This window comes from Agrococcus sp. SL85, from assembly GCF_026625845.1.
Lineage (GTDB): Bacteria > Actinomycetota > Actinomycetes > Actinomycetales > Microbacteriaceae > Agrococcus.
The window spans coordinates 2,616,899-2,643,556 of the sequence record NZ_CP113066.1 but is presented as its reverse complement, the minus strand read 5'-3'; the positions used below and the strand labels follow the sequence as shown (position 1 = coordinate 2,643,556).

Annotated in this window: 26 protein-coding genes and 1 pseudogene; 16 read left to right on the top strand and 11 right to left on the bottom strand. The window is 75.2% G+C overall.

Going from position 1 to position 26,658, the window contains the following annotated elements:
* The first annotated feature begins 30 nt into the window (after positions 1–30).
* Positions 31–1,851, top strand: coding sequence for an MMPL family transporter (locus OVA14_RS13100; protein WP_267504263.1), 1,821 nt, complete (start codon positions 31–33; stop codon positions 1,849–1,851).
* On the opposite strand, the gene OVA14_RS13095 is transcribed toward OVA14_RS13100, so the two are convergent.
* Positions 1,739–2,614, bottom strand: a complete 876-nt coding sequence (locus tag OVA14_RS13095) for a CHRD domain-containing protein (protein WP_267504262.1) — start codon at positions 2,612–2,614, stop codon at positions 1,739–1,741. The genes OVA14_RS13100 and OVA14_RS13095 overlap by 113 nt on opposite strands.
* A gap of 214 nt (positions 2,615–2,828) precedes the next feature.
* Between OVA14_RS13095 and OVA14_RS13090 the strand changes: the two genes are divergently transcribed.
* The 3 genes from OVA14_RS13090 to OVA14_RS13085 are packed head-to-tail and all read left to right on the top strand — an operon-like array spanning position 2,829 to position 4,066.
* Positions 2,829–3,236, top strand: coding sequence for a sigma-70 family RNA polymerase sigma factor (locus OVA14_RS13090; RefSeq protein WP_267504261.1), 408 nt, complete (start codon positions 2,829–2,831; stop codon positions 3,234–3,236).
* Positions 3,202–3,351, top strand: coding sequence for a hypothetical protein (locus OVA14_RS13970; protein ID WP_420710596.1), 150 nt, complete (start codon positions 3,202–3,204; stop codon positions 3,349–3,351). Before OVA14_RS13090 ends, OVA14_RS13970 begins: the two co-directional genes overlap by 35 nt.
* Positions 3,338–4,066, top strand: a complete 729-nt coding sequence (locus OVA14_RS13085) for a hypothetical protein (RefSeq protein WP_267504260.1) — start codon at positions 3,338–3,340, stop codon at positions 4,064–4,066. The genes OVA14_RS13970 and OVA14_RS13085 overlap by 14 nt, the downstream gene beginning before the upstream one ends.
* Before the next feature lie 12 nt (positions 4,067–4,078).
* Here OVA14_RS13085 and OVA14_RS13080 read toward each other — a convergent pair whose 3' ends face one another.
* The 3 genes from OVA14_RS13080 to OVA14_RS13070 form a co-directional block, all read right to left on the bottom strand.
* Positions 4,079–4,333, bottom strand: coding sequence for a glutaredoxin domain-containing protein (locus tag OVA14_RS13080; RefSeq protein ID WP_267504259.1), 255 nt, complete (start codon positions 4,331–4,333; stop codon positions 4,079–4,081).
* 102 nt (positions 4,334–4,435) lie between these two features.
* Entirely contained in the window at positions 4,436–5,650 is a 1,215-nt protein-coding gene (locus tag OVA14_RS13075; RefSeq protein ID WP_267504258.1) for a hypothetical protein, read from the bottom strand.
* Between the two features lie 165 nt (positions 5,651–5,815).
* Complete coding sequence (locus tag OVA14_RS13070) at positions 5,816–7,006, bottom strand: hypothetical protein (RefSeq protein ID WP_267504257.1); 1,191 nt, start codon at positions 7,004–7,006, stop codon at positions 5,816–5,818.
* Positions 7,007–7,216: 210 nt separating this feature from the next.
* On the opposite strand from OVA14_RS13070, the gene OVA14_RS13065 reads away from it, so the two are divergent.
* Positions 7,217–7,795, top strand: a complete 579-nt coding sequence (locus OVA14_RS13065; protein ID WP_324288014.1) for a VOC family protein — start codon at positions 7,217–7,219, stop codon at positions 7,793–7,795.
* A 67-nt stretch (positions 7,796–7,862) separates the two neighbouring features.
* Here OVA14_RS13065 and OVA14_RS13060 read toward each other — a convergent pair whose 3' ends face one another.
* Entirely contained in the window at positions 7,863–7,994 is a 132-nt protein-coding gene (locus OVA14_RS13060) for a hypothetical protein (protein WP_267504256.1), read from the bottom strand.
* A gap of 182 nt (positions 7,995–8,176) precedes the next feature.
* Between OVA14_RS13060 and OVA14_RS13055 the strand changes: the two genes are divergently transcribed.
* Together OVA14_RS13055 and OVA14_RS13050 are read left to right on the top strand one after the other, a co-directional pair.
* Positions 8,177–9,352 carry an acetyl-CoA C-acyltransferase gene (locus OVA14_RS13055; protein ID WP_267504255.1) on the top strand — a complete coding sequence of 392 codons (1,176 nt, stop codon included), beginning with the start codon at positions 8,177–8,179 and terminating at the stop codon, positions 9,350–9,352.
* 61 nt (positions 9,353–9,413) lie between these two features.
* Complete coding sequence (locus OVA14_RS13050; RefSeq protein WP_267504254.1) at positions 9,414–10,418, top strand: LLM class flavin-dependent oxidoreductase; 1,005 nt, start codon at positions 9,414–9,416, stop codon at positions 10,416–10,418.
* 570 nt (positions 10,419–10,988) lie between these two features.
* Here OVA14_RS13050 and OVA14_RS13045 read toward each other — a convergent pair.
* Genes OVA14_RS13045 through OVA14_RS13035 form a run of 3 tightly spaced genes read right to left on the bottom strand, consistent with a single transcriptional unit; the run spans position 10,989 to position 13,506 of the window.
* Positions 10,989–12,131, bottom strand: a complete 1,143-nt coding sequence (locus tag OVA14_RS13045) for a glycerate kinase (protein ID WP_267504253.1) — start codon at positions 12,129–12,131, stop codon at positions 10,989–10,991.
* Positions 12,128–12,853: a glutamine amidotransferase-related protein gene (locus OVA14_RS13040; RefSeq protein ID WP_267505597.1), complete on the bottom strand. Its 726-nt coding sequence runs from the start codon at positions 12,851–12,853 to the stop codon at positions 12,128–12,130. Before OVA14_RS13040 ends, OVA14_RS13045 begins: the two co-directional genes overlap by 4 nt.
* A 5-nt stretch (positions 12,854–12,858) precedes the next feature.
* Entirely contained in the window at positions 12,859–13,506 is a 648-nt protein-coding gene (locus OVA14_RS13035) for a DNA-3-methyladenine glycosylase I (RefSeq protein WP_267504252.1), read from the bottom strand.
* Positions 13,507–13,587: 81 nt separating this feature from the next.
* Here OVA14_RS13035 and OVA14_RS13030 point away from each other — a divergent pair, with 81 nt between their 5' ends.
* The 5 genes from OVA14_RS13030 (at position 13,588) to OVA14_RS13010 (ending at position 16,677) form a co-directional block, all read left to right on the top strand.
* Entirely contained in the window at positions 13,588–14,343 is a 756-nt protein-coding gene (locus tag OVA14_RS13030) for an AzlC family ABC transporter permease (RefSeq protein ID WP_267504251.1), read from the top strand.
* Complete coding sequence (locus OVA14_RS13025) at positions 14,340–14,654, top strand: AzlD domain-containing protein (RefSeq protein WP_267504250.1); 315 nt, start codon at positions 14,340–14,342, stop codon at positions 14,652–14,654. Before OVA14_RS13030 ends, OVA14_RS13025 begins: the two co-directional genes overlap by 4 nt.
* Positions 14,655–14,798: 144 nt before the next feature.
* Entirely contained in the window at positions 14,799–15,248 is a 450-nt protein-coding gene (locus tag OVA14_RS13020; protein WP_267504249.1) for an FHA domain-containing protein, read from the top strand.
* On the top strand, positions 15,245–15,928 hold the full coding sequence (locus tag OVA14_RS13015; RefSeq protein WP_267504248.1) for a MerR family transcriptional regulator: 684 nt from the start codon (positions 15,245–15,247) through the stop codon (positions 15,926–15,928). Before OVA14_RS13020 ends, OVA14_RS13015 begins: the two co-directional genes overlap by 4 nt.
* 173 nt (positions 15,929–16,101) lie before the next feature.
* Positions 16,102–16,677: a MerR family transcriptional regulator gene (locus OVA14_RS13010; protein WP_267504247.1), complete on the top strand. Its 576-nt coding sequence runs from the start codon at positions 16,102–16,104 to the stop codon at positions 16,675–16,677.
* 78 nt (positions 16,678–16,755) lie between these two features.
* On the opposite strand, the gene OVA14_RS13005 is transcribed toward OVA14_RS13010, so the two are convergent.
* On the bottom strand, positions 16,756–17,658 hold the full coding sequence (locus OVA14_RS13005; RefSeq protein WP_267504246.1) for a ParA family protein: 903 nt from the start codon (positions 17,656–17,658) through the stop codon (positions 16,756–16,758).
* 63 nt (positions 17,659–17,721) lie between these two features.
* On the opposite strand from OVA14_RS13005, the gene OVA14_RS13000 reads away from it, so the two are divergent.
* Together OVA14_RS13000 and OVA14_RS12995 are read left to right on the top strand one after the other, a co-directional pair.
* A complete protein-coding gene (locus OVA14_RS13000; RefSeq protein WP_267504245.1) occupies positions 17,722–21,126 on the top strand; it encodes a pyruvate carboxylase in 3,405 nt (1,134 codons plus the stop codon).
* Positions 21,123–21,614: a peptide deformylase gene (locus OVA14_RS12995; protein ID WP_267504244.1), complete on the top strand. Its 492-nt coding sequence runs from the start codon at positions 21,123–21,125 to the stop codon at positions 21,612–21,614. The genes OVA14_RS13000 and OVA14_RS12995 overlap by 4 nt, the downstream gene beginning before the upstream one ends.
* Positions 21,615–21,627: 13 nt before the next feature.
* Here OVA14_RS12995 and OVA14_RS12990 read toward each other — a convergent pair whose 3' ends face one another.
* Both OVA14_RS12990 and OVA14_RS12985 read right to left on the bottom strand, forming a co-directional pair.
* Positions 21,628–22,467: a class I SAM-dependent methyltransferase gene (locus OVA14_RS12990; protein ID WP_267504243.1), complete on the bottom strand. Its 840-nt coding sequence runs from the start codon at positions 22,465–22,467 to the stop codon at positions 21,628–21,630.
* Between the two features lie 33 nt (positions 22,468–22,500).
* On the bottom strand, positions 22,501–24,336 hold the full coding sequence (locus OVA14_RS12985) for an AMP-dependent synthetase/ligase (RefSeq protein WP_267504242.1): 1,836 nt from the start codon (positions 24,334–24,336) through the stop codon (positions 22,501–22,503).
* A 140-nt stretch (positions 24,337–24,476) separates the two neighbouring features.
* Between OVA14_RS12985 and OVA14_RS12980 the strand changes: the two genes are divergently transcribed.
* Together OVA14_RS12980 and OVA14_RS12975 are read left to right on the top strand one after the other, a co-directional pair.
* A complete protein-coding gene (locus OVA14_RS12980; protein WP_267504241.1) occupies positions 24,477–25,193 on the top strand; it encodes a lysophospholipid acyltransferase family protein in 717 nt (238 codons plus the stop codon).
* 104 nt (positions 25,194–25,297) lie between these two features.
* Positions 25,298–26,658, top strand: a pseudogene (locus OVA14_RS12975) (class II 3-deoxy-7-phosphoheptulonate synthase).

The window sequence follows — 26,658 nt, the reverse complement described above, 5'->3', positions numbered from 1 at the left end:
GGCGAGGCGCTCCTGGGCCTCGCCGACGGCGTGCGCCTCGTCTCGGAGGACGGCGCGACCGCCCTCGCGACGATCTCCTTCGACCTCACGCGGCTCGAGCTGCCGCAGGAGTCGAAGGACGCCGTCATCGCGCACGTCGAGGCCACGCCGATCGACGGCGTCGAGGTCGCCTTCTCGACCGACATCTCGCAGGGCGTGCCGGAGATCCTCGGCGTCGGCGAGGCCGTCGGCGTCGCGCTCGCGGCCGTCGTGCTCGTGGTCGTCCTGGGCTCGCTGCTCGCCGCGGCGCTCCCGATCGTCACGGCGCTCCTCGGCGTCGCGATCGGCGCGATGGCGATGCTCTCGTTCTCGGGCCTCGTGCAGATGGCGTCCGTGACGCCCATCCTCGGCGTGATGCTCGGCCTCGCCGTCGGCATCGACTACGCGCTCTTCATCATCTACCGCCACCGCAAGCAGCTGCTGCGCGGCATGGAGCCGATCGACTCCATCGGCCTCGCGAACGGCACCGCGGGCAACGCCGTCGTCTTCGCGGGCACGACCGTCGTCGTCGCGCTGCTCGCGCTCGGCATCACGGGCATCCCGTTCCTCGGCCTCATGGGCGTCGCGGGCGCCGTGAGCGTCGCCGTCGCCGTGCTCATCGCCGTCACGGCGATCCCGGCGCTCCTCGGCCTGGCAGGTCGCCGCATCGTCGGCCGCCGCGCCCTCGCGCGGGCAGCCGCCGCGCCGGCCGCTGCCGCCACCGCGCCCGCCGTGCGGCCGATGTCGACGCCCCGCGCCGTGCTCTCCGCGCTCCTCGCGGTCGCGGTGCTCGGCACGATCGCCATCCCCTCGCTCTCGATGCGGCTGGGCCTGCCCGACGGCGGCTCCGAGGCCGCCGACTCCACCGCCTACCGGGCCTTCACCCTCACCGAGGACGCCTTCGGCGCTGGCGCCAACGGCCCGCTGCTCGTCACGGCCGCCCTCCCGGAGGGCCTCGACGAGGACGCCGTCGTCGAGCAGCAGCTCGTCGTGGGCCGCGAGCTCGCCGCGCAGGACGACGTCGTCGCCGTCGCGCCCATCGCGGTCTCCGACGACCGCCGGCTCGCCGCCTTCCAGGTGCTGCCCGCCGAGGGCCCCAACAGCGAGTCGACCGAGGCGCTCGTGCGCGAGCTGCGCGCGCTGCCGCCCATCGACGGCGACGTCCGGCTCGGGGTCGCGGGGCAGGCGGCGAGCAACATCGACATCTCCGAGGGCCTCGCCGACATCCTCCCGACCTACCTCGCGGTGGTCGTCGGCCTGTCGTTCATCATCATGGTGATGGTGTTCCGCTCGCTGCTCGTGCCGCTGATCGCGACCGGCGGCTTCGTGCTCTCGCTCCTCGCCACCTACGGCGCGGTGACCGCGGTCTTCCAGTGGGGCTGGTTCGGCGAGCTGCTGGGCGTGCCGCAGCCGGGGCCGATCCTCAGCTTCCTGCCGGTCATCCTCGTCGGCATCCTCTTCGGGCTCGCGATGGACTACCAGCTCTTCCTCGCCACGGGGATGCGCGAGGCCTACGTGCACGGCGCGCCGGCGAGGCTCGCCGTCGCCCAGGGCTTCCGCGCGGGCCGCTCGGTCGTCATCGCGGCCGCGCTCATCATGATCGCGGTGTTCGCGGGCTTCATCGCCTCCGACTCCGTGATCATCAAGGCGATGGGCCTCGGCCTCTCGCTCGGCGTGCTGCTCGACGCGTTCCTCGTGCGCATGCTGCTCGTGCCCGCGATCATGCACCTCGTGGGGCGGGGCGCGTGGTGGTTGCCGCGCTGGCTCGACCGCATCCTGCCCGACGTCGACGTCGAGGGCGCCCGGCTCGAGCGGCGCCACCCGCACGCCTGAGCACGACGACGGCCCCGCCTGCTGGCGGGGCCGTCGTGGTGCTGTGCGTCAGGCGCGCGCTGCGCGACGGCGCACGAGCACCGCTGCCGCGGAGCCGAGCACCGCGAGGGCCGCGGCGCCGCCGAGCGCGAGCGCGCCGCCGTCGACCTCGGAGCCTCGCGCCGCCGACGCCGGTGTCGACGCCGCCGAGCGGCACGGGCATGAGCTGGCCGCGCACGACGCCGGCCGCGTAGTCGACCGTGTGCGAGTCGCCGGTGAAGCCGCTCGGGTTCGCCTCGATCTGGGCGAGCGTGAAGCCCTCGCCCGTGTCGACGCCGTCGTTCTCGACGCCGGTCGTGAACGGGCCCTGCAGGCAGCCCTCGCTCGTGCGGGGGCCCTCGCCGATGGGCTCGGGGTTGGGGAAGGCGATGCGCGGCGGGCCGGGCTGGCCCGCGGCCGCCTCGTGGATGTGCGTGGCCGTCATGGCCGGGCTCTGGTAGTCGCCCGAGACGCCCTCGAGGGTGATGTCGTAGCAGATGATGTCGAGCTCCGAGTTGATGCGGAACATGAACGAGCCGGTGGCGCCCTCCTGGCCCGGCGCGGCTGCGCCCTCGGCGTCGACGACCTGGTCGGGCGTCGCCTCGACCATGAAGGCGCTCGTGAACTCGTCGGGCTCCGCGACCTCGGTCGCGGCGTTCGCGGGCGCCGCGACCGCGAACATGCACGCTGCGGCGGCCGCTGCCGCTCCGATCGTGACGGTGCGGGCGGTGGGGTGCTTCGGCATGGGGGTCTCCTTCGACTCGGGCGCCCGGTGCGCCTCTGTGCAGGGGATACGCCGTCGGGCGGCCGCGCGTTCATCGCGGATCGGATCCGCGCGCGATGAACGCGTGCGGGCCGCGCCGAGTATCCCCAGGTGAGCGGGCCCTCCAGGGCTCGCCGCCTACGCTGGGAGGAGCCGTGTGCCGACGAGAGCAGCGGGCCTGCGCGGAGGGAGCGTCATGGAGCACGGCGACGCGCCCGCGGCGGGCTTCGACGCGGCGCGCGCTTTCGACCTGCACGCCGCCGCGCTGCTGGGATTCGCGGTGAACGCGCTGCGCGACCGCGCGCTCGCGGAGGACTGCCTGCAGGAGACCTTCCTGCGCGCGTGGCGCGCCCGCGACCGGTTCGACCCGGCGCGCGCCTCCGAGCGCACCTGGCTCTTCGCCATCGCCCGCAACGTCGTCGCCGACGCGCTGCGCGGCCGGGGGCGCTCGGTGCGCGCCGACGAGGGCGAGCCTCGAGGCCGAGCCCGCGGAGGTCGTCGACCCGCTCGAGCGGCTGCGGGTCGCGGAGGGCCTCGCGCGGCTCAGCGAGCCGCATCGCGAGGTCATCGTGGCTGTGCACCTGCGCGGCCACAGCTACGGTGAGCTCGCAGCGGCGACGGGCACCCCGGTCGCGACGCTCCGGACCCGCGCGTACCATGCCCTCCGCGCACTGCGCGGACACCTCGACGGGAAGGAGGACCCCCGTGGCGATCGCTGAGGACCGACGCGCCGCGCTCATCGCGGCAGCCGCGGCGGACGCGCTGCACGAGGGCGAGGCGCGCGAGCTCGACGCCGCGCGCGTCGAGGATCCGTCGATCGACGCCGAGATCGCGGCGCTCCGCGCGACGGCGGCAGAGGCGCGCGCGGCGGTGCCGTCGTGGACCGAGGCTCCCGTCGAGGCCGCGCTGCGGGCGCGCGTGCTCGGCGCGCTCGCCGAGACGGGCGCGGTGCCCGAGGATGCCGTGGGCGCGCCGCAGCCGCTCGCCCCGCCCATCCCGCTGCCGCGCCGTCGGGCGCGCTGGGCCGTCCCGCTGCTCGCCGCGGCATGCCTGGCGATCGGCGCGGGCGCGGGCGCAGCGCTGCCCGCGCTGCTCGACGCGACGCCCTCCGGACCTCCGGGCACGCTCGGCGCCATCGAGGAGGTCGCGGTGCAGGACGCACTGCCCGAGGCCGAGATCGACGCGCGGATCGTCGCCCACACGTGGGGCACCGAGGCGATCCTCGAGGCCAGCGGCCTGCGCGAGGGCGCCTCCTACGCGATCGTCATGGTCGGGGTCGACGGGGTGGCCCATTCCGCCGGCGCGATGCTCGGCTCGGCGGTCGAGATCCGGTGCAGCGTGAACGCCGCGGTGCTCCGCCCCGAGGTCGCGCGGCTCGAGATCCGCGACGCAGAGGAGCGGGTCGTGGCCTCCGCCGAGCTGCCGCGGCCCTGAGGCCGGCGCCGCTCAGAGGAGCGAGAGCTCGCGGAGCTTCGCCTCGACGTCGGCGTTCGAGGGCTCGACGTGGTGCGAGCCGTCGGGGTAGACGACCACGGGGATGCTCTGGCGGCCCGCGATGCGCTGCGCCTCGGCGGCGGCCTCGTCGTCGGCCGCGACGTCGATCGACTCGTACGCGATGCCCAGGCCGTCGAGCTGGCGCTTCGTGCGCCGGCAGTCGCTGCACCAGTCGGCGCCGTACATGCGGATCGTGGAGTCGCTCATGGCTCCAGCGTAGGCGACGGCGCGGGGCCTGGATCTGCACCACCTGGGTCTGCAGCGCCCGGCTCCGCAGCGACTGGCTCCGCGGGCCGCGGCGCGCGGCGCTCAGGGCGTCGGCGTCGGCGGCGGCGTGGGGATCGGGATCGGCGTCGGCCCGGGGGCGAACGAGAAGCCGGGCGTCGGCGACGGGGAGGGGGTCGGCGGCACGAGCTCCGACGGCGGCGTCGGCGACGGCGTCGGGCTCGGCGTCGGCGTGGGCGCAGCGGGCGAGGTCGGGGTCGGGGTCGGCGTCGGCGTCGGCGTCGGCGTTCCCGACTCGTCGACCGGCGGCTCCTCGATCCCGCCGAGGCCGCCGAGCGAGCCCGGAGGATCGGTGATGGGCCGGGGCGCGGCGTCGCGGATCGCGTCCCGCGCGCGCTCCGCGGCGTCGGCGCGGGCGGCCGCCTCGCGGCGCTCGCCCTCGGCCTGCAGCTGCCAGGCGTCGGCGGCCCAGGCCGCTGCGACGTGGAGCGTCAGGCCCTCGACGAGGTCGAGCACGGCCGCGGTGGAGCGGCCGCCGTCGAGCGCCCCGAGGAGCGCCGCCACGCGAGCCTCGGAATCGTCGAGCGGATCGCGGAGGTCCGCGGGGAGCCCCACGTAGGCGGCATCGAGGTCGGCGGAGGCCGTGCGGCTCTCGGCGAGCGCGATCGCGGCAGGGCCGAGCCTGCCGATCGCGGCCTCGAGGCCGTCGATGCGCGCGTCGTCGAAGTCGCGCGGATCGCCGAGCGAGCGCAGCTCGCGCTCGAGCTCGGCGATGCTGTCGGCGCGCGCGAGGGGGCGCTCCGGCCGCTCGAGGATCGCGGCGCCGGTGCAGGCGCCGAGCAGGTCGAAGTCGGCGTGGGAGCGAGCGGCCGCGGTCCAGCGCGCCGCGAGCTCGCGATCGTCGTCGGTGACGAAGGCCGAGTGCCTGAGCGAGCCGAGCAGCTCGGCGCGGGCGACCGAGAAGCCCGCGCGCTGGCGCTCGCCGAGCAGCGCCTCGGCGCGCTCCACGTCGGCGGCGGCCTCCAGCACGTCGGACGAGCGGTCCTCGAGCGCGACGGCGCGCACGATGCGCACCGTCAGCTCGCAGCCGGCCAGCTCGTGCGCGTCGTGCCAGCCGTCGATCTGCGCCGCGAGCGAGGCGGCGCGCGCGTCGGCGCTCCAGGCGAGCGCGGCGCTGCCGACGGCGAGCGCGACGGCGACGCCGAGTGCCACGACGACCACGACCCGCGGCCGGACCCTGCGCGGGCTGGCCGGGCCGGCGGCGCGCTCGGGGCGCTGCGCATCCGTCGGCTGGTCCACGGCGGTCCTCGCATCGATCGTGGGCATGGAGCTCGGGTGCCGCCGGCGGGACGACCCCTGCTCCCGCTCATGCTAGGGCGATGCGCGCGCTGCAGCACCATGCGCCGCGGCGTGCCGGATCAGAGTTCCGATCTCCGAGCCCGTTCGCTGCGCCGGGTCGGTGGGCTAGGGGAGGCCCGGGAGGTCCGGCAGCAGCTCGGGCGGCGCCGTGGGTGCGGGCTCGACGGGCGGCGAGGGCTCCGCGGGCTCGCTCGGCTCGACGACGGGCGGCTCCGGAGCCACGGTGGGCGACGGCGCGGGCGGGGCGGAGGGCTGCGCCGGGGTGCTCGGAGCCGGCGCAGGTGCCGGGGCAGGGTCGGCGGGCTCGGCCGGAGCCGGCGTCGTCGGCGCGGGCCGCACCTCGGCGACGGCGGCCTGCGCCCCGCGCGCCGCGGCCGCGCGAGCGGCGGCCTCCTCGGCGAGGCCGACGGCCTCGAGCTGGAACGACTCGGCCATCCAGGTCGAGGCGACCTGCAGCGAGAGGCGCTCCACGAGGTCGAGCGCCGCGTCGGCGGTGCCGGAGCTGCGCACGGCCGCCGCGAGATCGGCCACCTGGCGGTCGTCCTCCTCGAGCGACGCGAGGGCGTCCGCGGGGGCGAGCGCGAAGGCTTCGCGGAGCGTCGCGATCGTGGCGCGGCTGTCGGCGAGCGCGAGGACGGTGGGCGCGACAGCGCCGATCGCGGCGTCGAGCCGGTCGAAGCGCTCGGTGCTCACCGCGTCCGCCTCGCCGAGCTGCCGCAGCTCCTCCTGCAGGGCCGCCGCGCGCTCCGCGGTGACGCCCTCGACGGGCTCGCGGGCCTGCGCCGCCTCCGCGAGGCAGGCGTCGCGCACGTCGAAGCCCGCGGCATCGCCCGAGGCGGCGGCGAGCGAGGCCCAGCGAGCGGCCGTCGAGCGGTCCTCCTGGGTCGTGAAGGCGCCGTCGTCGATCGATCTCAGCACGCTGCCGCGCGCCTCCTCGAAGGCCGCCCGCTCGGGGGCGCCCAGCAGCTGCTCGGCATCGCGCACGTGGTCGGCCGCGCGCAGCACGCCCTCGGCTCGCTCGGCGAGGGCGACCGCCGCGACCGCGCGCGCCTCGGCGTCGCACACCGCGAGGTCGCGGTCGTCGTGCCACGCGCCGATCTGGGCCGCGGTCGCGGCGGCTGCGTCCTGGCTCGACCAGGCGGCGACCGAGCCGGTGGCGACGAGCGCCGCGGCCGCACCCACGGCGAGCCCGGTGAGCACCCGTCGCCGGCGTCGGCGGCCCGCGAGCATCGCGAGCACCTCGCCGCGGCGGCGCGCCTCGTCGACGGCGGGCGTGCTCGCCTGCTGCTGGTCCATGGCCGCCCCTCGGCTCTCGCGCCGTGGGCGCTCCGGTCGTGACCCGCCCATCGTACGGCGCGGAGGTCCGATCGGCCAGAGAGGCGGACGCCGGTTCCGCGGTGGCGCGACGGCGATCCCGGCGCTCGCGGCCGAGCCCCCTGGCGCGGCGGCCCGTCACGGGCCACGCTTGCCTCGTGGCGGCCGAGCGGACGCCGGATGGAGACGACGATGGCGACCCTGCTGAACCCCTACCTGTCGTTCTCGCGCGAGGCTCGCGAGGCGCTGAACTTCTACCACGGCGTGCTCGGGGGCGATCTGACGACCACGACCTTCGGGCAGTCGGGCATGACCGACGACCCGGCGCACGCCGACCTCGTGATGCACGGCCAGCTCACCACCGCGGCCGGGCACACGCTCATGGCGAGCGACACGCCCCCGGGCATGGAGCAGCGCGGCGGCACCCAGCAGGTCTCGCTCTCGGGCGACGACGAGGCGACGCTCACGCGCTGGTGGGAGGGCCTCGCCGAGGGGGCGACCATCGTCGAGCCGCTCGTGCCCTCGCCGTGGGGCGACCTGTTCGGCATGCTCGTCGACCGCTTCGGCATCCTCTGGATGGTCAACATCGCCGCGCCGTCGAGCCACGACCCCGCCTCGGGCGCCGACCTGCCCGACGCGGGCGCCGCGACCGACGGCGGCCACCAGGACACGGCCGAGCAGTGGTACGAGGGCGGCGGGCGCCCCGCGGCGCCCGGGCACGAGGACACCGCCGAGCAGTGGAGCGCCGGCGAGGAGCCGCCGCGCGGCTGAGCGCGCTGATCCGCCGTGCACCCGCGACGGCGTGGGCGGGCAACAGCGGGCGCCCGCCCACGCCGCGTCAGGCGGGTCCGCCCGAGGCGGTGTCCTCCTCGGTCTCGGCGTCGTGGCCCGCGCGCTCGTCGACGCGCTCCTGCGCCTCGCGGTCGTCGCGGTCCTGGTCGGTGCCGGGCTCCGGCTCGCGTCCGGCCATGTCGGCCTCCTTCCGCGCCCTCGTCGCCGGCGGTCGCCGACATCCTGCGGGCGCCCCGCTGTTGTACCCCGGCCGGCTGGGAGCGACCGACGCGTCGCCCACGCGCCGGTCGCTGGCCGCGCGTAGGCTGGCGTGGCGCACGACCTGCGCGACGACCCGAGCTGCGAAGGAGCAGACACGCCATGCCTCAGACCCTGATCGCCGGCTACGCCAGGACCCCGTTCGCGAAGTTCCTCGGGCAGCTCGCCCAGGTGCCCGCGACGACCCTGGGCGCGCACGCCGCGAAGCACGCGCTCGAGAAGGCCGGCGTCGCCGCGGCCGACGTCGACGCGGTGGTCGTCGGCCAGGTGCTGCCCGCGACGGCCGGCCAGAACCCGCCGCGCCAGACGGCCGTCGGCGCCGGCATCCCCATGACGACCCCCGCGCTCGGCGTCAACGCCGTGTGCCTCTCCGGCACGGAGGCGATCGTCACGGGGCACCGCATGATCCAGCTGGGCGAGGCCGATGTCGTCGTCGCCGTGGGGCAGGAGTCGATGACGCTCGCGCCGCACGCCGCGCCTCTGCGCGCCGGCGCGAAGTTCGGCGCCGCAGAGCTCATCGACACGATGCAGTTCGACGGCCTCACCGACGCCTTCGACCGTGTGCCGATGGGGGAGTCGACCGACGGCTTCAACGCGCGCTACGAGGTCACGCGCGACCAGCAGGACGCCTTCGCGGCCGAGTCGCACCGGCGCCTCGTCGCCGCGCAGGAGGCCGGCGCGCTCGACGACGAGATCGTGCCGTTCGAGACCGGCGGCCGCCGCAGCGTGACCGTCGCGACCGACGACGGCGTGCGCGCCGACACCACGGCCGAGTCGCTCGCGGGCCTCCGCCCCGCCTTCGTCGGCGACGGCACGATCACCGCGGGCAACGCCTCGCAGATCACCGACGGCGCCGCCGCCGTCGTGCTCGTCTCCGACGCCTGGGCCGCCGAGCACGGCGTCGCCGGCATCGCGCGCGTCGTCGCGACGGGCTTCGTCGCCGGCGCCGACGTCTCGCTCCACTCGCAGCCCGCCGACGCGATCGAGCAGGCGCTCGGCCGCGCGGGCCGCGAGGCCTCGGAGCTGCGGGCGGTCGAGATCAACGAGGCCTTCGCGGCCGTCGGGCTCGTCTCCACGCGCCAGCTGGGCGTCGAGCCCGAGATCGTGAACGCCAACGGCGGCGCCATCGCGCTCGGCCACCCGATCGGCGCGAGCGGCACCCGCATCGTCGGCCACCTCGCGCGCCGCCTCGCGCAGGCGGGCTCGGGCTCGCTCGGCGCCGCCGGCATCTGCGGCGGCGGCGGCCAGGGATCGGCGATCGTGCTCGAGGCCCTCTAGGCCCCGCCGGACGACGGAGCCCGCCGGGAACATCCCGGCGGGCTCCGTCGTTGGCACGGGCATGCGCCTCTCGATCCTCGACCTCGCCCCCGTCGCCCCCACCGAGTCCGTGCGGGAGAGCCTGCTGAGCTCCGTCGAGCTCGCCCAGGCGGCGGAGCGGCTCGGCTTCGAGCGCGTCTGGTACGCCGAGCACCACAACATGCCGACGATCGCCTCGAGCGCCACGAGCGTGCTCATCGCGCACGTCGCCGCGCACACGCGGACGATCCGGCTCGGCTCGGGCGGCGTGATGCTGCCGAACCACTCGCCGCTCGTGATCGCCGAGCAGTTCGGCACGCTCGCCGAGCTGCACCCGGGCCGCATCGACCTGGGCCTCGGCCGTGCGCCGGGCACCGACCAGCGCACGTGGGCGGCGCTGCGCCGCGACATCCGGGCATCCGACCGCTTCCCCGAGGACGTGGTGGAGCTGCAGGGCTACCTGGCCGGCGCCTCGGTCGTGCCCGGCATCCGCGCGATCCCGGGCGAGGGCACGCGCGTGCCGCTGCACATCCTCGGCTCGTCGCTGTTCGGTGCGCAGCTCGCGGCGCAGCTGGGCCTGCCGTACGCCTTCGCCTCGCACTTCGCCCCGGATGCGCTGCAGCAGGCCGTGGCCGTCTACCGCGAGGCGTTCCGGCCGAGCGAGCAGCTCTCGGCCCCGCACGTCATCGCGGGCATCAACGCCGTCGTGGCGCCGACGCTCGAGGAGGCCCGCACGATGCAGCAGCAGGTGCTGCGCTCGCGCGTGAAGGGCATCCTGCTGCGCGGCAACCCGATCGGCCAGACGATCGGCGACGACGAGCTCGACGCGCTCGCCGCGAGCCCGCACGCCGCGGGCATCCGCGCGATGGCGCAGCACACGGCCCTCGGCGCGGGCGAGCAGGCGGCCGAGCAGCTGCGTCGCTTCCAGGTGGAGGCGGACGCCGACGAGCTCATCCTCGCCGTGCACGGCTCGACGCCCGAGCGGGTGCGCGGCCTCGAGCTGCTCGAGGCGGCCGGCGCCCTGCAGGACGCGCCCGTCCCCGCCTGACCCGCTTCCGCGCCCCCGCCCGTCCGCCCGCGTCGCGCGCCCGGCGGGGCCCTCCCGACTCACCCGCGTCGAGCGCCCGGTCGGCCCGCGCGTCGCGCGCCCCGCCGGCCCGCCGCGTCGCGCGCCCGGCCGGCCCGCCCGGCCCGCCCGCGTCGCGCGCCCGGCCGGCCCGCCCGCGAGACGGTGCGCCCGCCGAACGTCCACGGCCGTCCCCGAGTCGCGACGTTCCGTGCTGAGTGGCGACGTGCAGCGTCGAGTGGCGGCGTTCGGCATCGAGTGGCGACGTTCGGCGTCGAGTGGCGGCGATCCGTCGACAGTGGCGCCGAATACCAGCCGTTCAGCGCCACTCGAAGCCAGACGTCGCCACTTGAGACCAGAAGTCGCCACTCGAGACAAGAAGGCGCCACTCGAGACAAGAAGGCGCCACTCGAAGGCGGAAGCCGCCACGCATCAGCGTCGCCGCCCGAGGGGGTCGTGGCCAGCGCTGCGAGCGGCGGCCGCTGCTCGCGCCGGTCCGGGCGCGCACCGCGAGGCTGTTCGGACTGGGCGCGCAGGGCGAGGCGCGCCGGGCTAGGCGCGCAGCGCGAGGCGGGTCGCGGAGGCTGCCGCCGCCTCGAGCAGGCGGGCCGCGTCGCGCTGCAGCGCGGGGAGGTCGGCGGGCCCGGCCGCGAGCGAGAAGGCGGGCACGCCCATCGCGGCGGCGGCCTCCGCGTCGACGGCGCCCGCGAGCACGCACAGCGGCGCGCCCGCGGCCGATGCCGCGGCGTGCACGACCGAGACCACCTTGCCGCCCGCGGACTGCGCGTCGAAGCGCCCCTCGCCCGTCAGCACGAGGTCGGCGCCCGCGACGGCCGAGTCGAGGGAGACGAGCTCCGCGAACCAGGCGCCGCCCGGCACGACCTCGCCGTCCGTGAGCGCGCGCAGCACCGTGGCGACGCCGCCGGCCGCGCCCGCGCCCGGCGCGTCGGCGAACGACGAGACGGGCACGCCGAGCGCCTCGGCGCCGACGGCGGCGAAGCGGCCCAGCGCCGCGTCGAGCGCGGCGACGTCGTCGGCGTCGGCGCCCTTCTGCGGCCCGAAGACCGCGGCGGCGCCGCGCGGGCCCGTGAGGGGCGCGTCCACGTCGGTCACGAACCGCCAGACGGATGCGCGCACGCGCGGGTCGAGGCCCGCGAGGTCGATCGAGGCGAGGCCCGCGAGGCCGCCCCCGCCCGGGCCGACCGGCGCGCCAGAGGCGTCGAGGAGCCGAGCGCCGAGCGCCTCCAGCAGCCCCGCGCCGCCGTCCGTGGTGGCCGAGCCGCCCAGCAGCAGGGTGATGGAGGTCGCCCCGGCGTCGAGCGCGTCGAGCACGACGGCGCCGAGGCCGCGCGTCGTCGCCTCGAGCGGGCGCAGCGGCGCGTCCTCGACCTGCGGCAGGCCCGCGGCCTGCGCGAGCTCGACGATCGCGTCGCGCCCGTCGAGGATCCAGGTCGCCGTCGCGGGGCGCTCGATCGCATCGGTCGTGGCGGTCGTGCGCGCCTCGCCGCCCCGCGCGAGCAGCGCGTCGAGGCTGCCCTCGCCGCCGTCGGCCATCGGCACGGCGACGACCTCGGCGTGCGCGAGCACCGAGCGCACGCCCTGCGCCGCGGCCGCGCACGCCTCCTCGGCCGTGAGCGAGCCCTTGAACGCGTCGAAGGCGACGACGACGCGGGGCCTCTGGATCGACGCGCTCATGTCGCGAGCCCGTGGCGCGCGGCGAAGCGGCGCAGGATCTCCTGCGGGTGCTCGACGTGGGCGGCGTGCCCCGCGGCGACGAGGTCGTCGACCTCGGCGGGCGAGAAGTAGCCGTGGTCGCGGTACGCGACGATGCGCTGCGCGAGGCCCGGGCCGTCGAGCTCCGGGTGGAACTGCGTCGCGACGACGTGCTCGCCCACGCGCAGCATGTGCGCGCACACGGCCGAGACGGCCAGGAGCGCGGTGCCCGCCGGAGCCTCGACGATGCCCTCCTTGTGGCCGCCGAAGGCCGTGAAGGCGCGGGGCAGCCCGTCGGTCAGCCAGTCCTGGCCGACGAGCGTCAGCTCCACGGGCGCGACCGACTCGGCGACGCCCTTGCGCATCCGCCCGCCGAGCGCGTGCACGACGGCGCCGAGCCCGAGGCACGCGCCGAGGTAGGGGAGGTCGGCGCGGATGACCGCGGTCGCGAGGTCGGTGAGCCAGGGCACGACGACGGCCTGCGCGGCAGGCGCGACGCCGGGCGGGTCGGTGAAGTTCGCGGGGCCGCCGCCGACGAGGACGCCGTCGACCGCCGAGAGGTCGATCGCGGGCGGCGCCTCGCGGTCGAGGCGGATGCGGTGGATGCGCGCTGCGTCGAGCCGGCCGAAGCGCACCATGGCCTCGAGCTCCGCGTCGGCGACGTCGTCCTCGGGCCGCGACTGCACGACGACGATGCCGCGCATGCCGCTCACGCGCGCACCGCCGAGGCAGCGGCGGGGGAGCGGAACGCGGGCGAGGGCGTGCCGTCGGGCCGCCACACGCCGCTCGAGCCGCGACGGTGCGAGCCGACGAGGTGGGTGTCGACGATGCCGACGGCCTCCATGAGCGCGTGCATCGTCGTGGGTCCGACGTGGCCGAAGCCGCGCGCGCGGAGCGCCGTCGCGAGCGCGACGGACTCGGGCGACCGCGTCGGCACCTCGGCGAGCGAGGCGGGAGCGGGCGTGGTCGCGGGTGCGGCGCCCCACAGGAGCGCGGGGAGCCCGCCCTCGGCGCGCAGCGCCACGGTCGCGCGGGCGTTGCCGATCGTCGCGTCGATCTTGCGGCGGTTGCGCACGATGCCGGCGTCGGCCATGAGGCGCTGCGCGTCCTCCTCGTCGAAGGCGGCCACGGCCTCCGGGTCGAAGCCCGCGAAGGCCTCGCGGAACGCGGGGCGCTTCCGCAGGATCGTCGCCCACGAGAGCCCGGACTGGAAGGCCTCGAGCGAGAGCCGCTCGAAGAGGCCGCGCTCGTCGGTCACGGGCATGCCCCACTCCTCGTCGTAGTAGGCCTGCAGCAGCGGGTCGGTCGCCGCCCACGGCGGCCGCGCGAGGCCGTCCTCGCCGACGATGAGATGCATGCCTCCACGCTACCGGCGAGCGCCGCGGCCGCCTGCGGGCGCATGGCCCGACGGCGCGCGCCGCGCGCCTAGCCTGGCGGCATGGATCCGGTGCGGCGCGCATGGCGCGAGGGCGTCTCGGTCGTCGTCGCCACGAGCGCCTACGGCCTCTCGTTCGGCGCGCTCGCGGTCGCGAGCGGGCTCGACGCCTGGCAGGCGTGCGTGCTCTCGATGCTCATGTTCTCCGGAGGCTCGCAGTTCGCGTTCATCGGCGTCGTCGCGGCCGGCGGCGGGGTCGCGGGCGTCGCGAGCGCGGCGATGCTGGGCCTCCGGAACGCGCTCTACGGCATGAGCATGCGCCGCGTCGTCGACCCGCGCGGCGCGCTGCTGCCGGTCGCGGCGCACGTGACGATCGACGAGTCGACTGCCGTGGCGCTCGCGCAGGACGCGCCCCGCGCGCAGCGCACGGGGTTCTGGGTCACGGGCGTCGGCATCTGGATCGGCTGGAACCTCGCGACCCTCGGCGGCGCGCTGCTCGGCGACCTGCTGGGCGACCCGCGGCAGTGGGGCCTCGACGCCGCGGCCGCCGCGGCCTTCGTCGGGCTGCTCTGGCCGCGCCTCGCGAGCCGGCAGGCGGTCGCGGTCGCCGCGGCGAGCGCGGTCGTCGCGGCCGCGCTGCTGCCGGCGCTGCCCGCGGGGCTGCCGGTCGTCGTCGCCGCGATCGTCGGCGTGGTCGTCGGGCTCACGAACTGGCTGGGCCCGCGTCACGAGTCCGCCGCCGGCGACCCGGGCAGGGCGACGCACGAGCTCGGCCGGCACGCCGAGCGCGAGGACGGGCCGGGGGAGGAGCGGCCATGAGCCTGTGGCACCTCATCCTCCTCGCGAGCATCGCTGTGCTCGCGATCAAGCTGCTCGGCTACGCGGTGCCGCCCGCCGTCTTCGACCGCCCCCGCCCGCGCCGCACGCTCGAGCTGCTCACGGTGTCGCTGCTCGCGGGCCTCGTCGCCGTGCAGGCGCTCGGCCAGGGGGAGGGCGTGGCGGTCGACGCGCGCGTGCCCGCGGTCGTCGTCGCCGCGGGCCTGTTCGCGGTGCGGGCGCCGTTCATCGTCGCGGTCGCGGCGGCCGCGGTCGTCGCGGCGGGGCTCCGCGCGCTCGGCTGGGCGGCCTGAGGGCACGGCCCGGCGCGTCCCGCCACCGCGGTTCGCTAGTGTCGTGGGTTCGAGCGTGCGCCGCGTGGTCGCCGCACAGCCCGGGATCAGTATGCTGAACGTCACTTCGCCGGCGCCGCCGGCAGGAACGCGTGGAGGAAGCGCATGACCGAGCACGACGGCACGGGCCGCGAGGGCGAGAGCACCCAGTCCTGGGGCGACGACTACCGCGCCCAGCTCGCGTCGATGCTCTCGGGCACCACCGCCGAGGACCGCGAGGCGGTGGCATCGCTGCCGTCGGGCTCGGCGATCCTCGTGGTGCGCCGCGGGCCCAACGTGGGCGCGCGCTTCCTGCTCGACCAGGACTCCACGATCGCCGGCCGCCACCCGGACGCCGACATCTTCCTCGACGACGTCACGGTCTCGCGCCGGCACGCGGAGTTCGTCCGCTCGGGCACGCAGTTCGAACTCAAGGACCTCGGCTCGCTCAACGGCACCTACCACAACGGGGAGCGCGTCGATGGCGCGGTCCTGCGCGACGGGGCGGAGGTGCAGGTCGGCAAGTTCCGGCTCACCTTCTACCGCTCCCGGCTCGACCTCGAGCCCCGGGCGTGAGCGCACAGTCCGCGCGGAAGCCCGCGGGCCTCCTCTCCATCGGCCAGGTGCTGGCCAAGCTCGGGCCCGAGTTCCCGGACCTCTCGCCCTCGAAGCTGCGCTTCCTCGAGGACCAGGGCCTCATCTCGCCGCAGCGCACGCCCTCCGGCTACCGCAAGTTCGACGGCGCCGACCTCGAGCGCCTCCGCTACATCCTCACGCTGCAGCGCGACCACTACCTGCCGCTCAAGGTGATCCTCGGCCACCTCGAGGACATCGACGCGGGACGCACGCCGCAGCTGCCCGGCGCGAACGTGCGCGTCGACGCCCCCTCGATCCTGGGCGCCGAGCGGCGGCTCTCGCGCGGCGAGCTGCAGTCCGAGGCGGGCGCCTCCAAGCAGCTCCTCGCCGACGCGATCTCTGCACAGCTGCTGCCGGGCGCGGAGCCGTTCTCGGAGGAGGCGCTGCAGTCGCTGCGCGCGCTCGTCGAGCTGCAGCGCTTCGGCATCGAGCCCCGCCACCTGCGCGGCATGCGGCAGTCGGCGCAGCGTGAGGCCGCGCTCATCGAGTCGGCGCTGAAGCCCATGCTCGGCCGCCGCGAGACCGGCAGCCAGGCGCGCGCGGCCGAGGCCGCGCGCGATCTCGCCGGGCACATCCAGTCGGTGCGCGACATCCTCACGCGCGAGGCGCTGGGCGCCTGAGGCGCGGCGCGCCATCGCGGCGCTGGCCGCGCGTGGGTGCCCGGGCGTAGGATCGGCCCGACACGCCGGGTCGTGCGCGGGTTCCGCGGCGCGAGGCCGACGGGTCGGTACGGTTGGCTCAACACTCAACCGCACCTTGAAGGTTGGGCTACAGCACAGCGAAGGGATCGGCGATGCACGACGGCCGTGACGGTGACCAGCTCGACGCGCCGAGGGAGGACGCCTCGCGCCTCGACCTGCTCTTCACCGACGGGCTGCCCGAGGAAGCCGACGCGGTCGGCTACCGCGGAGCGATCGCCGCGGAGGCGGCCGGCATCACCTACCGCCAGCTCGACTACTGGGCCCGCACGGGCCTCGTCGAGCCCACGGTGCGCACGGCCCACGGCTCCGGCAGCCAGCGCCTCTACGCCTTCCGCGACATCCTCGTGCTCAAGCTCGTCAAGCGGCTGCTCGACACCGGCATCTCGCTGCAGCAGATCCGCGTCGCCATCCAGCAGCTCCACGAGCACGGCGTGCGCGACCTCACCCAGATCACGCTCATGTCCGACGGCGCGAGCGTCTACCTCTGCACCTCCGCCGACGAGGTCATCGACCTCCTCGGCCGCGGCCAGGGCGTCTTCGGCATCGCCGTCGGCAAGGTCCTCCGCGAGGTCGAGACGCAGCTCATCGAGCTCGACGTCACGCCCGTCGAGGAGCAGCCGGTCGACGAGCTCGCCGCGCGCCGCGCGCGCCGCAGCCGCACGGCCTGAGGCCGCCCCAGGACCCGCACCACCAGCACGGCGAAGGGCGCCTCCCTCGGGAGGCGCCCTTCGCTCGTCGTCTCGCGGCTACGGCTGCTTCGCGTCGCCCTCGGCGGTCTCCGCCGCCTCGAGCTCCGCGGCCGCATCGGCGTCGCCGCCCGCGGTCGGGGCGGGCACCTTGCGGCCGGAGGCGGCCTCGCCGCCGCCGCGGCCCGAGGCCGTCAGCACGGTCTGCAGCAGCTCGTCGAACTGCAGCGCCATCTCCTGCGCGCCCTCGCCCGGCCACACGTGCAGCGGGCGGGCGGCGCCCTGCGCCTGCTGCATCGAGGTGCGCTCGGGCAGCACGGTCTCGAGCACGAGCGGCCCGAACATGTCCTTGAGCTCCTGGATGCGGTACTGGTGCTCGAGCGACTGCGGCCGCGAGCGGTTCACGACGATGCCGAGCGGCTGGAGGCGGGGGCTGAGGCCGCGCCGGATCTCCTCGATCGCGCGCAGCGCGCGGTCGGCGGCCGCGACCGAGAACAGGCCCGGCTCCGTCACGACGAGCACGCGGTCGGAGGCCGCCCAGGCGGTGCGGGTGAGCGCGTTGAGGCTCGGCGCGCAGTCGATGAGGACGAGGTCGTAGTCGTTCTCGACGGTCGTGAGTGCCGTCTCGAGCTTCCAGATGTCCTTGATGGTCGGGTGCGGGCCGTCGAAGTTGATCGCCGAGGGGCTGCCGATGAGCACGTCGATCGTGCCGCCGTGGCCCTGGGTCCAGCCGGAGGGCGAGATGGCCTGCTGCACCACGCGGTCCTTCGGGTTCGAGAGCACGTCCGCGACGTTGAGGCGGCCCTCGATCTCGATGTCCATGCCGGTCGACGCGTCGGACTGCGGGTCGAGGTCGACGACGAGCGTGCGGAGCCCCTTGGCGAACGCCGCGGAGGCCAGGCCGAGCGTGACGGTGGTCTTGCCGACGCCGCCCTTGAGCGAGCTGATGGAGAGTACGTGCACGGCGGTCAAGCCTACGCCAGATAGATTGAGGAGCCCGCGCCGCCGCACCCTGGAGGGTCACGCATGTTCCAGAAGCTCCTCGTCGCCAACCGTGGCGAGATCGCCATCCGCGCGTTCCGCGCCGCCAACGAGCTGGGCATCCGCACCGTGGCCGTCTACGCCCACGAGGACCGCAACTCCCTCCACTGCCAGAAGGCCGACGAGGCGTACCAGATCGGCGAGCCCGGCCGACCGGTGCGCGCCTACCTCACGGTGAGCGAGATCGTGCGCGTCGCCAAGGAGGCCGGCGCCGACGCCATCTACCCCGGCTACGGCTTCCTCTCCGAGAACCCCGAGCTCGCGACGGCCGCCGCCGAGGCCGGCATCGCCTTCGTCGGCCCGCCGCCGCGCGTGCTCGCGATGGCGGGCAACAAGGTGACGGCCAAGGAGCACGCGATCAGCGCGGGCGTGCCCGTGCTCGCCTCGACGCCCGCCACGAAGGACCTCCAGGAGCTGCTCGACGGCGCCGACGAGATCGGCTTCCCCGTCTTCTGCAAGGCCGTCGCGGGCGGCGGCGGCCGCGGCATGCGCCTCGTCGAGCGGCGCGAGGACCTCCGCGCGGCCCTCGAGGCCGCGATGCGCGAGGCCGACAGCGCCTTCGGCGACCCGACGATGTTCATCGAGCAGGCGGTCGTCCGCCCGCGCCACATCGAGGTGCAGATCCTCGCCGACGCCGCGGGCGACACCGTGCACCTGTTCGAGCGCGACTGCTCGGTGCAGCGCCGCCACCAGAAGGTGGTCGAGCTCGCGCCGGCCCCGAACCTCGACGAGGAGACCCGCGCGGCCCTCCACCGCGACGCGGTCGCCTTCGCGCGCTCGATCGACTACGAGAACGCGGGCACGGTCGAGTTCCTGCTCGAGACCGCCGGCGAGCGCGCCGGCACGCACGTGTTCATCGAGATGAACCCGCGCATCCAGGTCGAGCACACCGTCACCGAGGAGATCACCGACGTCGACCTCGTCGCGAGCCAGATCCGCATCGCGGCGGGTGCGACGCTCGCCGAGCTCGGCCTGACCCAGGACGAGATCCGGATGCACGGCGTCGCCCTGCAGTGCCGCGTCACGACCGAGAACCCGGCCGACGGCTTCCGCCCCGACACCGGTCGCATCACCGCCTACCGCTCGCCGGGCGGCGCGGGCGTGCGCCTCGACGGCGGCACGATCAACCCGGGCACCGAGGTCAGCCCGCACTTCGACTCGATGCTCGCGAAGGTGACCTGCCGCGGCCGCGACCTCGCGACGGCGATCGCCCGCGCGCACCGCGCGGTGAGCGAGTTCCGCATCCGCGGCGTCGCCTCGAACATCCCCTTCCTCCTCAACCTGCTCGAGCACCCCGAGTTCCAGGCGGGCGACGTCTCGACGCGCTTCATCGACGAGCACCCCGAGCTCACGCGCATCAGCCCGCCGAAGGACCGCGCCTCGAAGGTGCTGGCCTGGCTCGCCGACGTGACGGTGAACCAGCCCAACGGCCGGGCGGAGGGCGTCATCAACCCGGCGATCAAGCTGCCGGCCGTCGACCTCGAGGCCGCCGCGCCCGCGGGCGAGCGCCAGCGCCTGCAGGAGCTCGGCCCCGAGGGCTGGGCGACGGCCCTCCGCGAGCGCACCTCGCTCGCCGTCACCGAGACGACGTTCCGCGACGCGCACCAGTCGCTGCTCGCCACGCGCGTGCGCACGGCCGACCTCGTCGCCGTCGCGCCGCACGTCGCGCGGCTCACGCCGCAGCTGCTCTCGATGGAGGCGTGGGGCGGCGCGACCTACGACGTCGCGCTGCGCTTCCTCGGCGAGGACCCGTGGGAGCGCCTCGCGCGACTGCGCGAGGCGATGCCGAACATCCCGCTGCAGATGCTGCTGCGCGGCCGGAACACCGTCGGCTACACGCCGTACCCGACCGAGGTGACGAGCGCCTTCGTCGACGAGGCGGCGCGCACGGGCGTCGACGTCTTCCGCATCTTCGACGCGCTCAACGACGTCGACCAGATGCGCCCCGCCATCGACGCGGTGCGCGCGACCGGCACGGGCGTCGCCGAGGTGGCGCTCTGCTACTCGGGCGACCTGCTCGACCCGGCCGAGGACCTCTACACGCTCGACTACTACCTCGGCCTCGCCGAGCGCATCGTCGACGCGGGTGCCCACGTGCTCGCGATCAAGGACATGGCGGGCCTCCTGCGCGCCGGCGCCGCCTCGAAGCTCGTCACGGCGCTCCGCGAGCGCTTCGACCTGCCGGTGCACCTGCACACCCACGACACCGCGGGCGGGCAGCTCGCGACGCTCCTCGCCGCCTCGGCGGCGGGCGTCGACGCGGTCGACGTCGCGAGCGCGGCCATGGCGGGCACGACGAGCCAGCCCTCGCTCTCGGCGCTCGTCGCGGCCGTCGCGCACACCGAGCGCGACACGGGCCTCTCGCTGCAGGCCGTGAGCGACCTCGAGCCGTACTGGGAGGCGGTGCGCCGCCTCTACAAGCCCTTCGAGTCGGGCCTGCCGGGCCCCACGGGCCGCGTCTACCGCCACGAGATCCCGGGCGGTCAGCTGTCGAACCTGCGCCAGCAGGCGATCGCGCTCGGCCTCGCCGACGACTTCGAGAAGATCGAGGACTGGTACGCGGAGGCCTCGCGCATCCTCGGCCGCCCGACCAAGGTGACGCCCTCGTCGAAGGTCGTCGGCGACCTCGCGCTGCAGCTCGTCGCGCAGGGCGTCGACCCGGCCGACTTCGAGGCGAACCCGCGCAAGTACGACATCCCCGACTCCGTCATCGGCTTCATGGCGGGCGAGCTCGGCGACCTGCCGGGCGGCTGGCCCGAGCCCTTCCGCTCGAAGGTGCTCGAGGGTCGCACGGTCGACATCTCGGTGAAGCCCATCTCGGACGAGTTCGCCGAGCGCCTGCAGACGCCCGGCGCCGACCGGCAGGACGCGCTCAACGAGCTGCTCTTCGCGGGCCCGACGAAGGCCTACAAGGAGACCCGCGAGCAGTACGGCGACCTCTCGGTCGTCGACACGATCGACTACCTCTACGGCATGCAGGCGGGGGAGGAGCACCAGGTCGGCATCGGCCGCGGCGTCACCCTCAACGTCGAGCTCGAGGCGGTCGGCACGCCCGACGACGACGGGATCGTCACCGTCATGACGGTGCTGAACGGCCAGCTGCGCCCCGTGTACGTGCGCGACCGCTCGGTGCAGGTCGACAAGCCGCAGGCCGAGAAGGCCGACGCCGGCACGCCCGGCCAGGTCGCCGCGCCCTTCGCGGGCGCCGTCACGGTCAAGGTCGCCGAGGGCGACCAGGTCGCCGCGGGCGACGCGGTCGCGACGATCGAGGCGATGAAGATGGAGGCGGCGATCACGACGCCCGTCGCCGGCACCGTGGAGCGCCTCGCGCTCACGGGCACGACGCCGGTCGAGGCGGGCGACCTCATCGTCGTGGTGCGCCCGGCATGACGGTCCGCGAGATCCGGGTCTTCGGCGATCCCGTGCTGCGCACGAAGGCCGACCCGGTCGACCCGGCGTCGCCCGCGACGGCGGCGCTCGTGCAGGACCTCCTCGACACCGTGCAGGTGCCGGGCCGCGCGGGCGTCGCCGCCTGTCAGATCGGCACGGCGCAGGCGGCGTTCTCGTTCCTCGTCGACGGCCGCCTCGGCTACGTGCTGAACCCACGCATCGACGAGGTGCGCGGCGAGCCCGAGCTCGTCGACGAAGGCTGCCTCTCGGTGCCCGACCTCGGCTTCCCGACGCCCCGCCACCCCTGGTGCCGCGTGATCGGCGTCGACCTCGACGGCGCGGAGCTCGTGCTCGAGGGCGAGGGCCTCATGGCGCAGATGCTCCAGCACGAGATGGCCCACCTCGACGGCAAGCTCTACCTGCAGGCGCTCGAGCGCGGCACGCGCGCGGTCGCGATGGAGGCCGTGCGGAACGCCCCCTGGTACTGATCGTGCGGGCGGCTCAGCCGCCGCGCCGCTCGAGCGTCAGGATGCCGTAGCGCATGGCGCCCGTCCGGTAGGCGAGGATCAGGCGGGGGATCGAGAGCGCGAAGACGCGGTTCCGCGCGCGCAGCCCCATGTCGCGCACCTCGCGGTCGACGACGAGCGCCCGCGCGAGGCGGCGGGCGCAGATCGTCCAGGTGCGCGCGACCCTGCTGCTCACGTCCTCGAAGCCGACGACCGCGAAGCCCGCCTCGCGAGCCATCGCCTCGTACTCCTGCCGCGTGCCCATCGACGGCAGCCTGCCCTCGCGGCAGATGGGCTCGAGCAGGTGCCGCACCTGCCAGCGGCTCGGCGCCTCGCGCGAGAGCCACGCGCACACGACCATGCGCCCGCCCGGGGAGAGCACGCGGTGCGCCTCGGCGAAGAACGCGGGCTTGTCGACCATGTGCTCGCTCGACTCGATCGACCAGGCGGCGTCGGCCGAGGCGGAGGGCAGGCCGCTGTCGAGCCAGTCTGCGACGCGCACCTCGACCCCGTCGCCGCCCCGCGCGGCGGCGAAGGCCGCCTGCTCGGCCGAGAGCGTGAGGCCGGTGACCCGGATGCCGCGCGTCGCGGCGAGCCGCCGCGCCGTGCCGCCGTAGCCGCAGCCGATGTCGACGCCGCGCTGCCCGGGCGCGAGCCGCAGGCGCTCGGCGACCGCGTCGACGAGCGCCTCGACCGCCTGCGCCGGCGACTCGCGGCCCGTCGTCCAGAGCCCGTGGTGCACGTGCTCGCCCCAGATGCGGCGGTAGACGAGGTCGAGCTCGTCGTAGTGGTCGGCCACGGCGGCGGCGTCCTGGCCGGCGTCCGGCACGATCATCCGTCCACCGCCTCCGGTCCGCCGCCCCGGCCGCTACTCGCCGACGTCGTGCGCGTGCGCGCCCGGGGTGTAGAGGCCCTCGACGTCGGCCGCGAAGTCCTTGAGGATGTTGTGGCGCTTGATCGACATCTTCGGCGTCAGGTGGCCGTTCGCCTCGACGAACTCGGTGGGCAGGATCGCGAAGCGCCGCACCGACTCGGCGCGCGAGACGCCCTGGTTGGCGCGCACGATCTGCTGCCGCACCTCCTCGACGACCGCGGGGTGCTTCGCGGCGTCGGCGAGCGACATGCCCTTGTCGTGGCCGTTGTTCTCGAGCCAGGTCGGCAGCATCTCGGAGTCGAGCGTGATGAGCGCGCCGATGTAGGGCCGCTGGTCGCCGACGACGACCGGCTGGCCGATGATCGTGTTCGAGCGGATCGGGTCCTCGAGCGCGTTCGGGGCCACGTTCTTGCCGCCGGCCGTGACGATGAGCTCCTTCTTGCGGCCGGTGATGGTGAGGTAGCCGTCGGCGTCGAGCGTGCCGACGTCGCCCGAGTGGAACCAGCCGTCGGCCGTGAAGGCCTCCCTCGTGGCCTCCTCGTTGTGCCAGTAGCCGGCGAAGACGCAGATGCCCTTGATGAGGATCTCGCCGTCGTCGGCGATGCGCACGCCGACGCCCGGGAGCGCCTTGCCGACCGTGCCGATGCGGAAGTCGTCGGGCACGTTGACCGTCGCGGGCGCCGTGGTCTCGGTGAGGCCGTAGCCCTCGAGGATGCGGATGCCGAGCGAGCGGTAGAAGTGCGCGAGGAAGGTCGACAGCGGCGCGGAGCCCGAGACGGCGTAGACCATGCGGCCGCCGAGCGCCGTCTTCAGCTTCGACAGCACGAGGCGGTCGAAGAGCGCGAACTGCAGCTTGAGGCCGAGCGGCACGTGGCCCGCGTCGAGCGCCTTCGAGTGCGCGACGGCCACCTGCGCGGCCCTGCGGAAGATCTTGCCCTTGCCGCCGGCCTCCGCCTTCTGCTCGCTCGCGTTGTAGACCTTCTCGAACACGCGCGGCACCGCGAGGAAGAACGTGGGCTTGAAGGAGCCCATCGAGGCGACGAGCTGCTTCGTGTCGGCCTGGTGGCCGACCTTGACGCCGGCGGCGATCGCGAGCACCGAGATGAAGCGGGCGAAGACGTGCGCCTGCGTGACGAACAGCAGCGTCGAGGCGCCGGGCGCAACGACCTCGGCGAGCGACTCCTTGGCGTTGCGGCTCAGCTCGACGAAGTTCGCGTGCGTGAGCATCGTGCCCTTGGGGCGGCCCGTCGAGCCGGAGGTGTAGATGAGGGTCGCGAGGTCGTCGCCGTTCGCGAGCGTGCGGCGGCGCTCGATCTCGTCGTCCGGCACGTCCTTCCCGGCCTCGACGAGGCGGTCGAGGTCGCCGCGGTCGATGCGCCACACGTCGGTGATCGCGGGCAGCTCTCCGTGCGCCTCGTCGAAGCGGCTCACGAGCTCGGCGTCCTCGAGGATCATGCGCGTCGCGCCGCCGTCGGAGAGGATCCACTCGATCTGCGAGGGCGCGCTCGTCTCGTACACGGGCACCATGCGGGCGCCGGCGTACCAGAGGGCGAAGTCGACGAGCGAGAACTCGTAGCGCACGCGGCACATGAAGCCCACGGCGTCGCCGGGCTGGAGGCCCGCGGCGACGAAGCCCTTCGCGAGGGCGACGACCTGCCGGTGGAACTCGCGGGTGGAGACGTCGCGCCAGCCCTCGCCCTCCGGGATCGCGAAGAGGGCGGCGTCGGGGTCGCGGCGCAGGGTGTCCTCGAGCAGGTCGGTGACGTTGGCCGTGGGGTCCGCGGGGACGATCGCCGGCGTGACGCCGTCGGGGGCGGTGATCTCGGGCACGGGGACTCCTTCGGCTGTCGTGCGTTCCGCCCATCCTACGGTTCCGCGGGGCGAGGATCCGGGGATCGCGCGGCGAGGCGCGGGGGATGCTGAGGAGCGCTCGCCGCCTGCCCTAGGCTTGCGGTCTCCGGGAGGTGCGCATGTTCTACTGGCTGCTGCGGCACTGGGTCGTCGGCCCGTACATGAATCGGGTGTTCCGCCCCTGGGTCGTCGGGCTCGACAACATCCCCGAGACCGGCGGCGCGATCATCGCGGGCAACCACCTCTCGGTCATCGACTCGTTCCTCATGCCGCTCGTGCTGCAGCGCCGCATCTACTTCCTCGCGAAGTCCGACTACTTCACCGGCAAGGGCCTCAAGGGCCGCCTGATCCGCTGGTTCTTCCTCGGCGTCGGCCAGCTGCCCATGGACCGCTCGGGCGGCGCCGCGAGCTCGCAGAGCCTCTCGGCCGCGCTCGACAAGCTCGCCGAGGGCCAGCTCATCGGCATCTACCCCGAGGGCACGCGCAGCCCCGACGGCAAGCTCTACCGCGGCCGCACGGGCGTCGCCCGCATGGTGCTCGACGCGCGCGTGCCGGTCGTGCCGTGCGTCATGGTCGACACCGAGAAGGTCATGCCCATCGGCCGCACGCTGCCGAGGGTGGGCCGTGTCGGCATCCGGTTCGGCGAACCGCTCGACTTCTCGCGCTACTACAACCTCGAGGGCGACCGCTTCGTGCTGCGCTCGATCACCGACGAGATCATGGTGGCGCTGAACCGCCTCTCCGACCAGGAGTACGTCGACATCTACGCCTCGAGCGTGAAGTCGCGGGTCGAGGCCGAGCGGAAGGCGCTCGCGGCCGGTCGTGCCGCCCGCTGAGGCCCGCCGCGCGCCCGTGGCGCACGCGCCCGGTCGGTAGGCTGGAGGGCGGCGCGGAGCGCGCCGACCACGACGGCGGCGCGCGCGCCGCGAAGGGCAGTGAGATGACGGACACGATCGCGATCCCGGGCTCCATCGAGCATGGGCTCGACGCGTATCGCTCGCTCCCGATCCGGCAGCAGCCCGCGTGGCCCGACGCGGCGGCGCTCGAGCGCGTGCGCCGCGAGCCTGCGCAGCGCCCCGCCGCTCGTCTTCGCGGGCGAGGTCGACCAGGCTGCGCGAGCGGCTCGCCGCCGCGGCGCGCGGCGAGGCCTTCCTCCTGCAGGGCGGCGACTGCGCCGAGACCTTCGCGGGCGCGACGGCCGACAACATCCAGGGCCGCGTGAAGACGATCCTGCAGATGGCGGTCGTGCTCACCTACGGCGCCGCCATGCCCGTCATCAAGATGGGCCGCATGGCGGGCCAGTTCGCCAAGCCCCGCTCGAGCGACTCCGAGACGCGCGGCGACCTCACGCTGCCGGCCTACCGCGGCGACATCGTGAACGGCTACGACTTCACGCCCGAGTCGCGCGCGGCCGACCCCGAGCGGATCCTGCGCGGCTACCACATGGCCGCGTCGACGCTGAACCTCGTGCGCGCCTTCACGCAGGGCGGCTTCGCCGACCTCCGCCAGGTGCACTCCTGGAACAAGGGCTTCGCGCAGAACCCCTCGTTCGCGCGCTACGAGGCGCTCGCGGGCGAGATCGACCGCGCCGTGCGCTTCATGGAGGCGGCGGGCGCCAACTTCGACGAGCTGCGCGGCGTGGAGTTCTTCACGGGCCACGAGGGTCTGCTCATGGACTACGAGCGCCCGATGACGCGCATCGACTCGCGCACGGGCCTCGCCTACAACACCTCGAGCCACTTCCAGTGGATCGGCGAGCGCACCCGCGAGATCGACGGCGCGCACGTCGACTTCTTCTCGCGCGTGCGGAACCCGATCGGCGTGAAGCTCGGCCCGTCGACGACGGCCGCCGACATGGAGGCGCTCGTCGACCGGCTCGACCCGGAGCGCGAGCCCGGCCGCCTCACGTTCATCACGCGCATGGGCGCGGGCCGCATCCGCGAGGCGCTGCCGCCGCTGCTCGAGGCCTCGAAGTCGCTCGGCTCGACGCCGCTGTGGGTCACCGATCCCATGCACGGCAACGGCATCACGACGAAGAACGGCTACAAGTCGCGCCGCTTCGACGACGTGGTCGACGAGGTGCGCGGCTTCTTCGAGGCGCACCGCGCCGTCGGCACCTACCCGGGCGGCATCCACGTCGAGCTCACGGGCGACGACGTCACGGAGTGCCTGGGCGGCGCCGAGCACATCGACGAGCTCGCGCTCGAGACGCGCTACGAGTCGCTGTGCGACCCGCGCCTCAACCACATGCAGTCGCTCGAGCTGGCCTTCCTCGTCGCCGAGGAGCTGCGCCAGCGCTGA

Excerpts from the sequence above, each read along its gene's own strand:
- OVA14_RS13095 (WP_267504262.1), bottom strand. The coding sequence starts at position 2,614 with ATGCCGAAGCACCCCACCGCCCGCACCGTCACGATCGGAGCGGCAGCG.
- OVA14_RS13090 (WP_267504261.1), top strand. The coding sequence starts at position 2,829 with ATGGAGCACGGCGACGCGCCCGCGGCGGGCTTCGACGCGGCGCGCGCT.
- OVA14_RS13080 (WP_267504259.1), bottom strand. The coding sequence starts at position 4,333 with ATGAGCGACTCCACGATCCGCATGTACGGCGCCGACTGGTGCAGCGAC.
- OVA14_RS13070 (WP_267504257.1), bottom strand. The coding sequence starts at position 7,006 with ATGGACCAGCAGCAGGCGAGCACGCCCGCCGTCGACGAGGCGCGCCGC.
- OVA14_RS13065 (WP_324288014.1), top strand. The coding sequence starts at position 7,217 with ATGGCGACCCTGCTGAACCCCTACCTGTCGTTCTCGCGCGAGGCTCGC.
- OVA14_RS13060 (WP_267504256.1), bottom strand. The coding sequence starts at position 7,994 with ATGGCCGGACGCGAGCCGGAGCCCGGCACCGACCAGGACCGCGACGAC.
- OVA14_RS13055 (WP_267504255.1), top strand. The coding sequence starts at position 8,177 with ATGCCTCAGACCCTGATCGCCGGCTACGCCAGGACCCCGTTCGCGAAG.
- OVA14_RS13050 (WP_267504254.1), top strand. The coding sequence starts at position 9,414 with ATGCGCCTCTCGATCCTCGACCTCGCCCCCGTCGCCCCCACCGAGTCC.
- OVA14_RS13045 (WP_267504253.1), bottom strand. The coding sequence starts at position 12,131 with ATGAGCGCGTCGATCCAGAGGCCCCGCGTCGTCGTCGCCTTCGACGCG.
- OVA14_RS13040 (WP_267505597.1), bottom strand. The coding sequence starts at position 12,853 with ATGCGCGGCATCGTCGTCGTGCAGTCGCGGCCCGAGGACGACGTCGCC.
- OVA14_RS13035 (WP_267504252.1), bottom strand. The coding sequence starts at position 13,506 with ATGCATCTCATCGTCGGCGAGGACGGCCTCGCGCGGCCGCCGTGGGCG.
- OVA14_RS13030 (WP_267504251.1), top strand. The coding sequence starts at position 13,588 with ATGGATCCGGTGCGGCGCGCATGGCGCGAGGGCGTCTCGGTCGTCGTC.
- OVA14_RS13025 (WP_267504250.1), top strand. The coding sequence starts at position 14,340 with ATGAGCCTGTGGCACCTCATCCTCCTCGCGAGCATCGCTGTGCTCGCG.
- OVA14_RS13020 (WP_267504249.1), top strand. The coding sequence starts at position 14,799 with ATGACCGAGCACGACGGCACGGGCCGCGAGGGCGAGAGCACCCAGTCC.
- OVA14_RS13010 (WP_267504247.1), top strand. The coding sequence starts at position 16,102 with ATGCACGACGGCCGTGACGGTGACCAGCTCGACGCGCCGAGGGAGGAC.
- OVA14_RS13000 (WP_267504245.1), top strand. The coding sequence starts at position 17,722 with ATGTTCCAGAAGCTCCTCGTCGCCAACCGTGGCGAGATCGCCATCCGC.
- OVA14_RS12995 (WP_267504244.1), top strand. The coding sequence starts at position 21,123 with ATGACGGTCCGCGAGATCCGGGTCTTCGGCGATCCCGTGCTGCGCACG.
- OVA14_RS12990 (WP_267504243.1), bottom strand. The coding sequence starts at position 22,467 with ATGATCGTGCCGGACGCCGGCCAGGACGCCGCCGCCGTGGCCGACCAC.
- OVA14_RS12980 (WP_267504241.1), top strand. The coding sequence starts at position 24,477 with ATGTTCTACTGGCTGCTGCGGCACTGGGTCGTCGGCCCGTACATGAAT.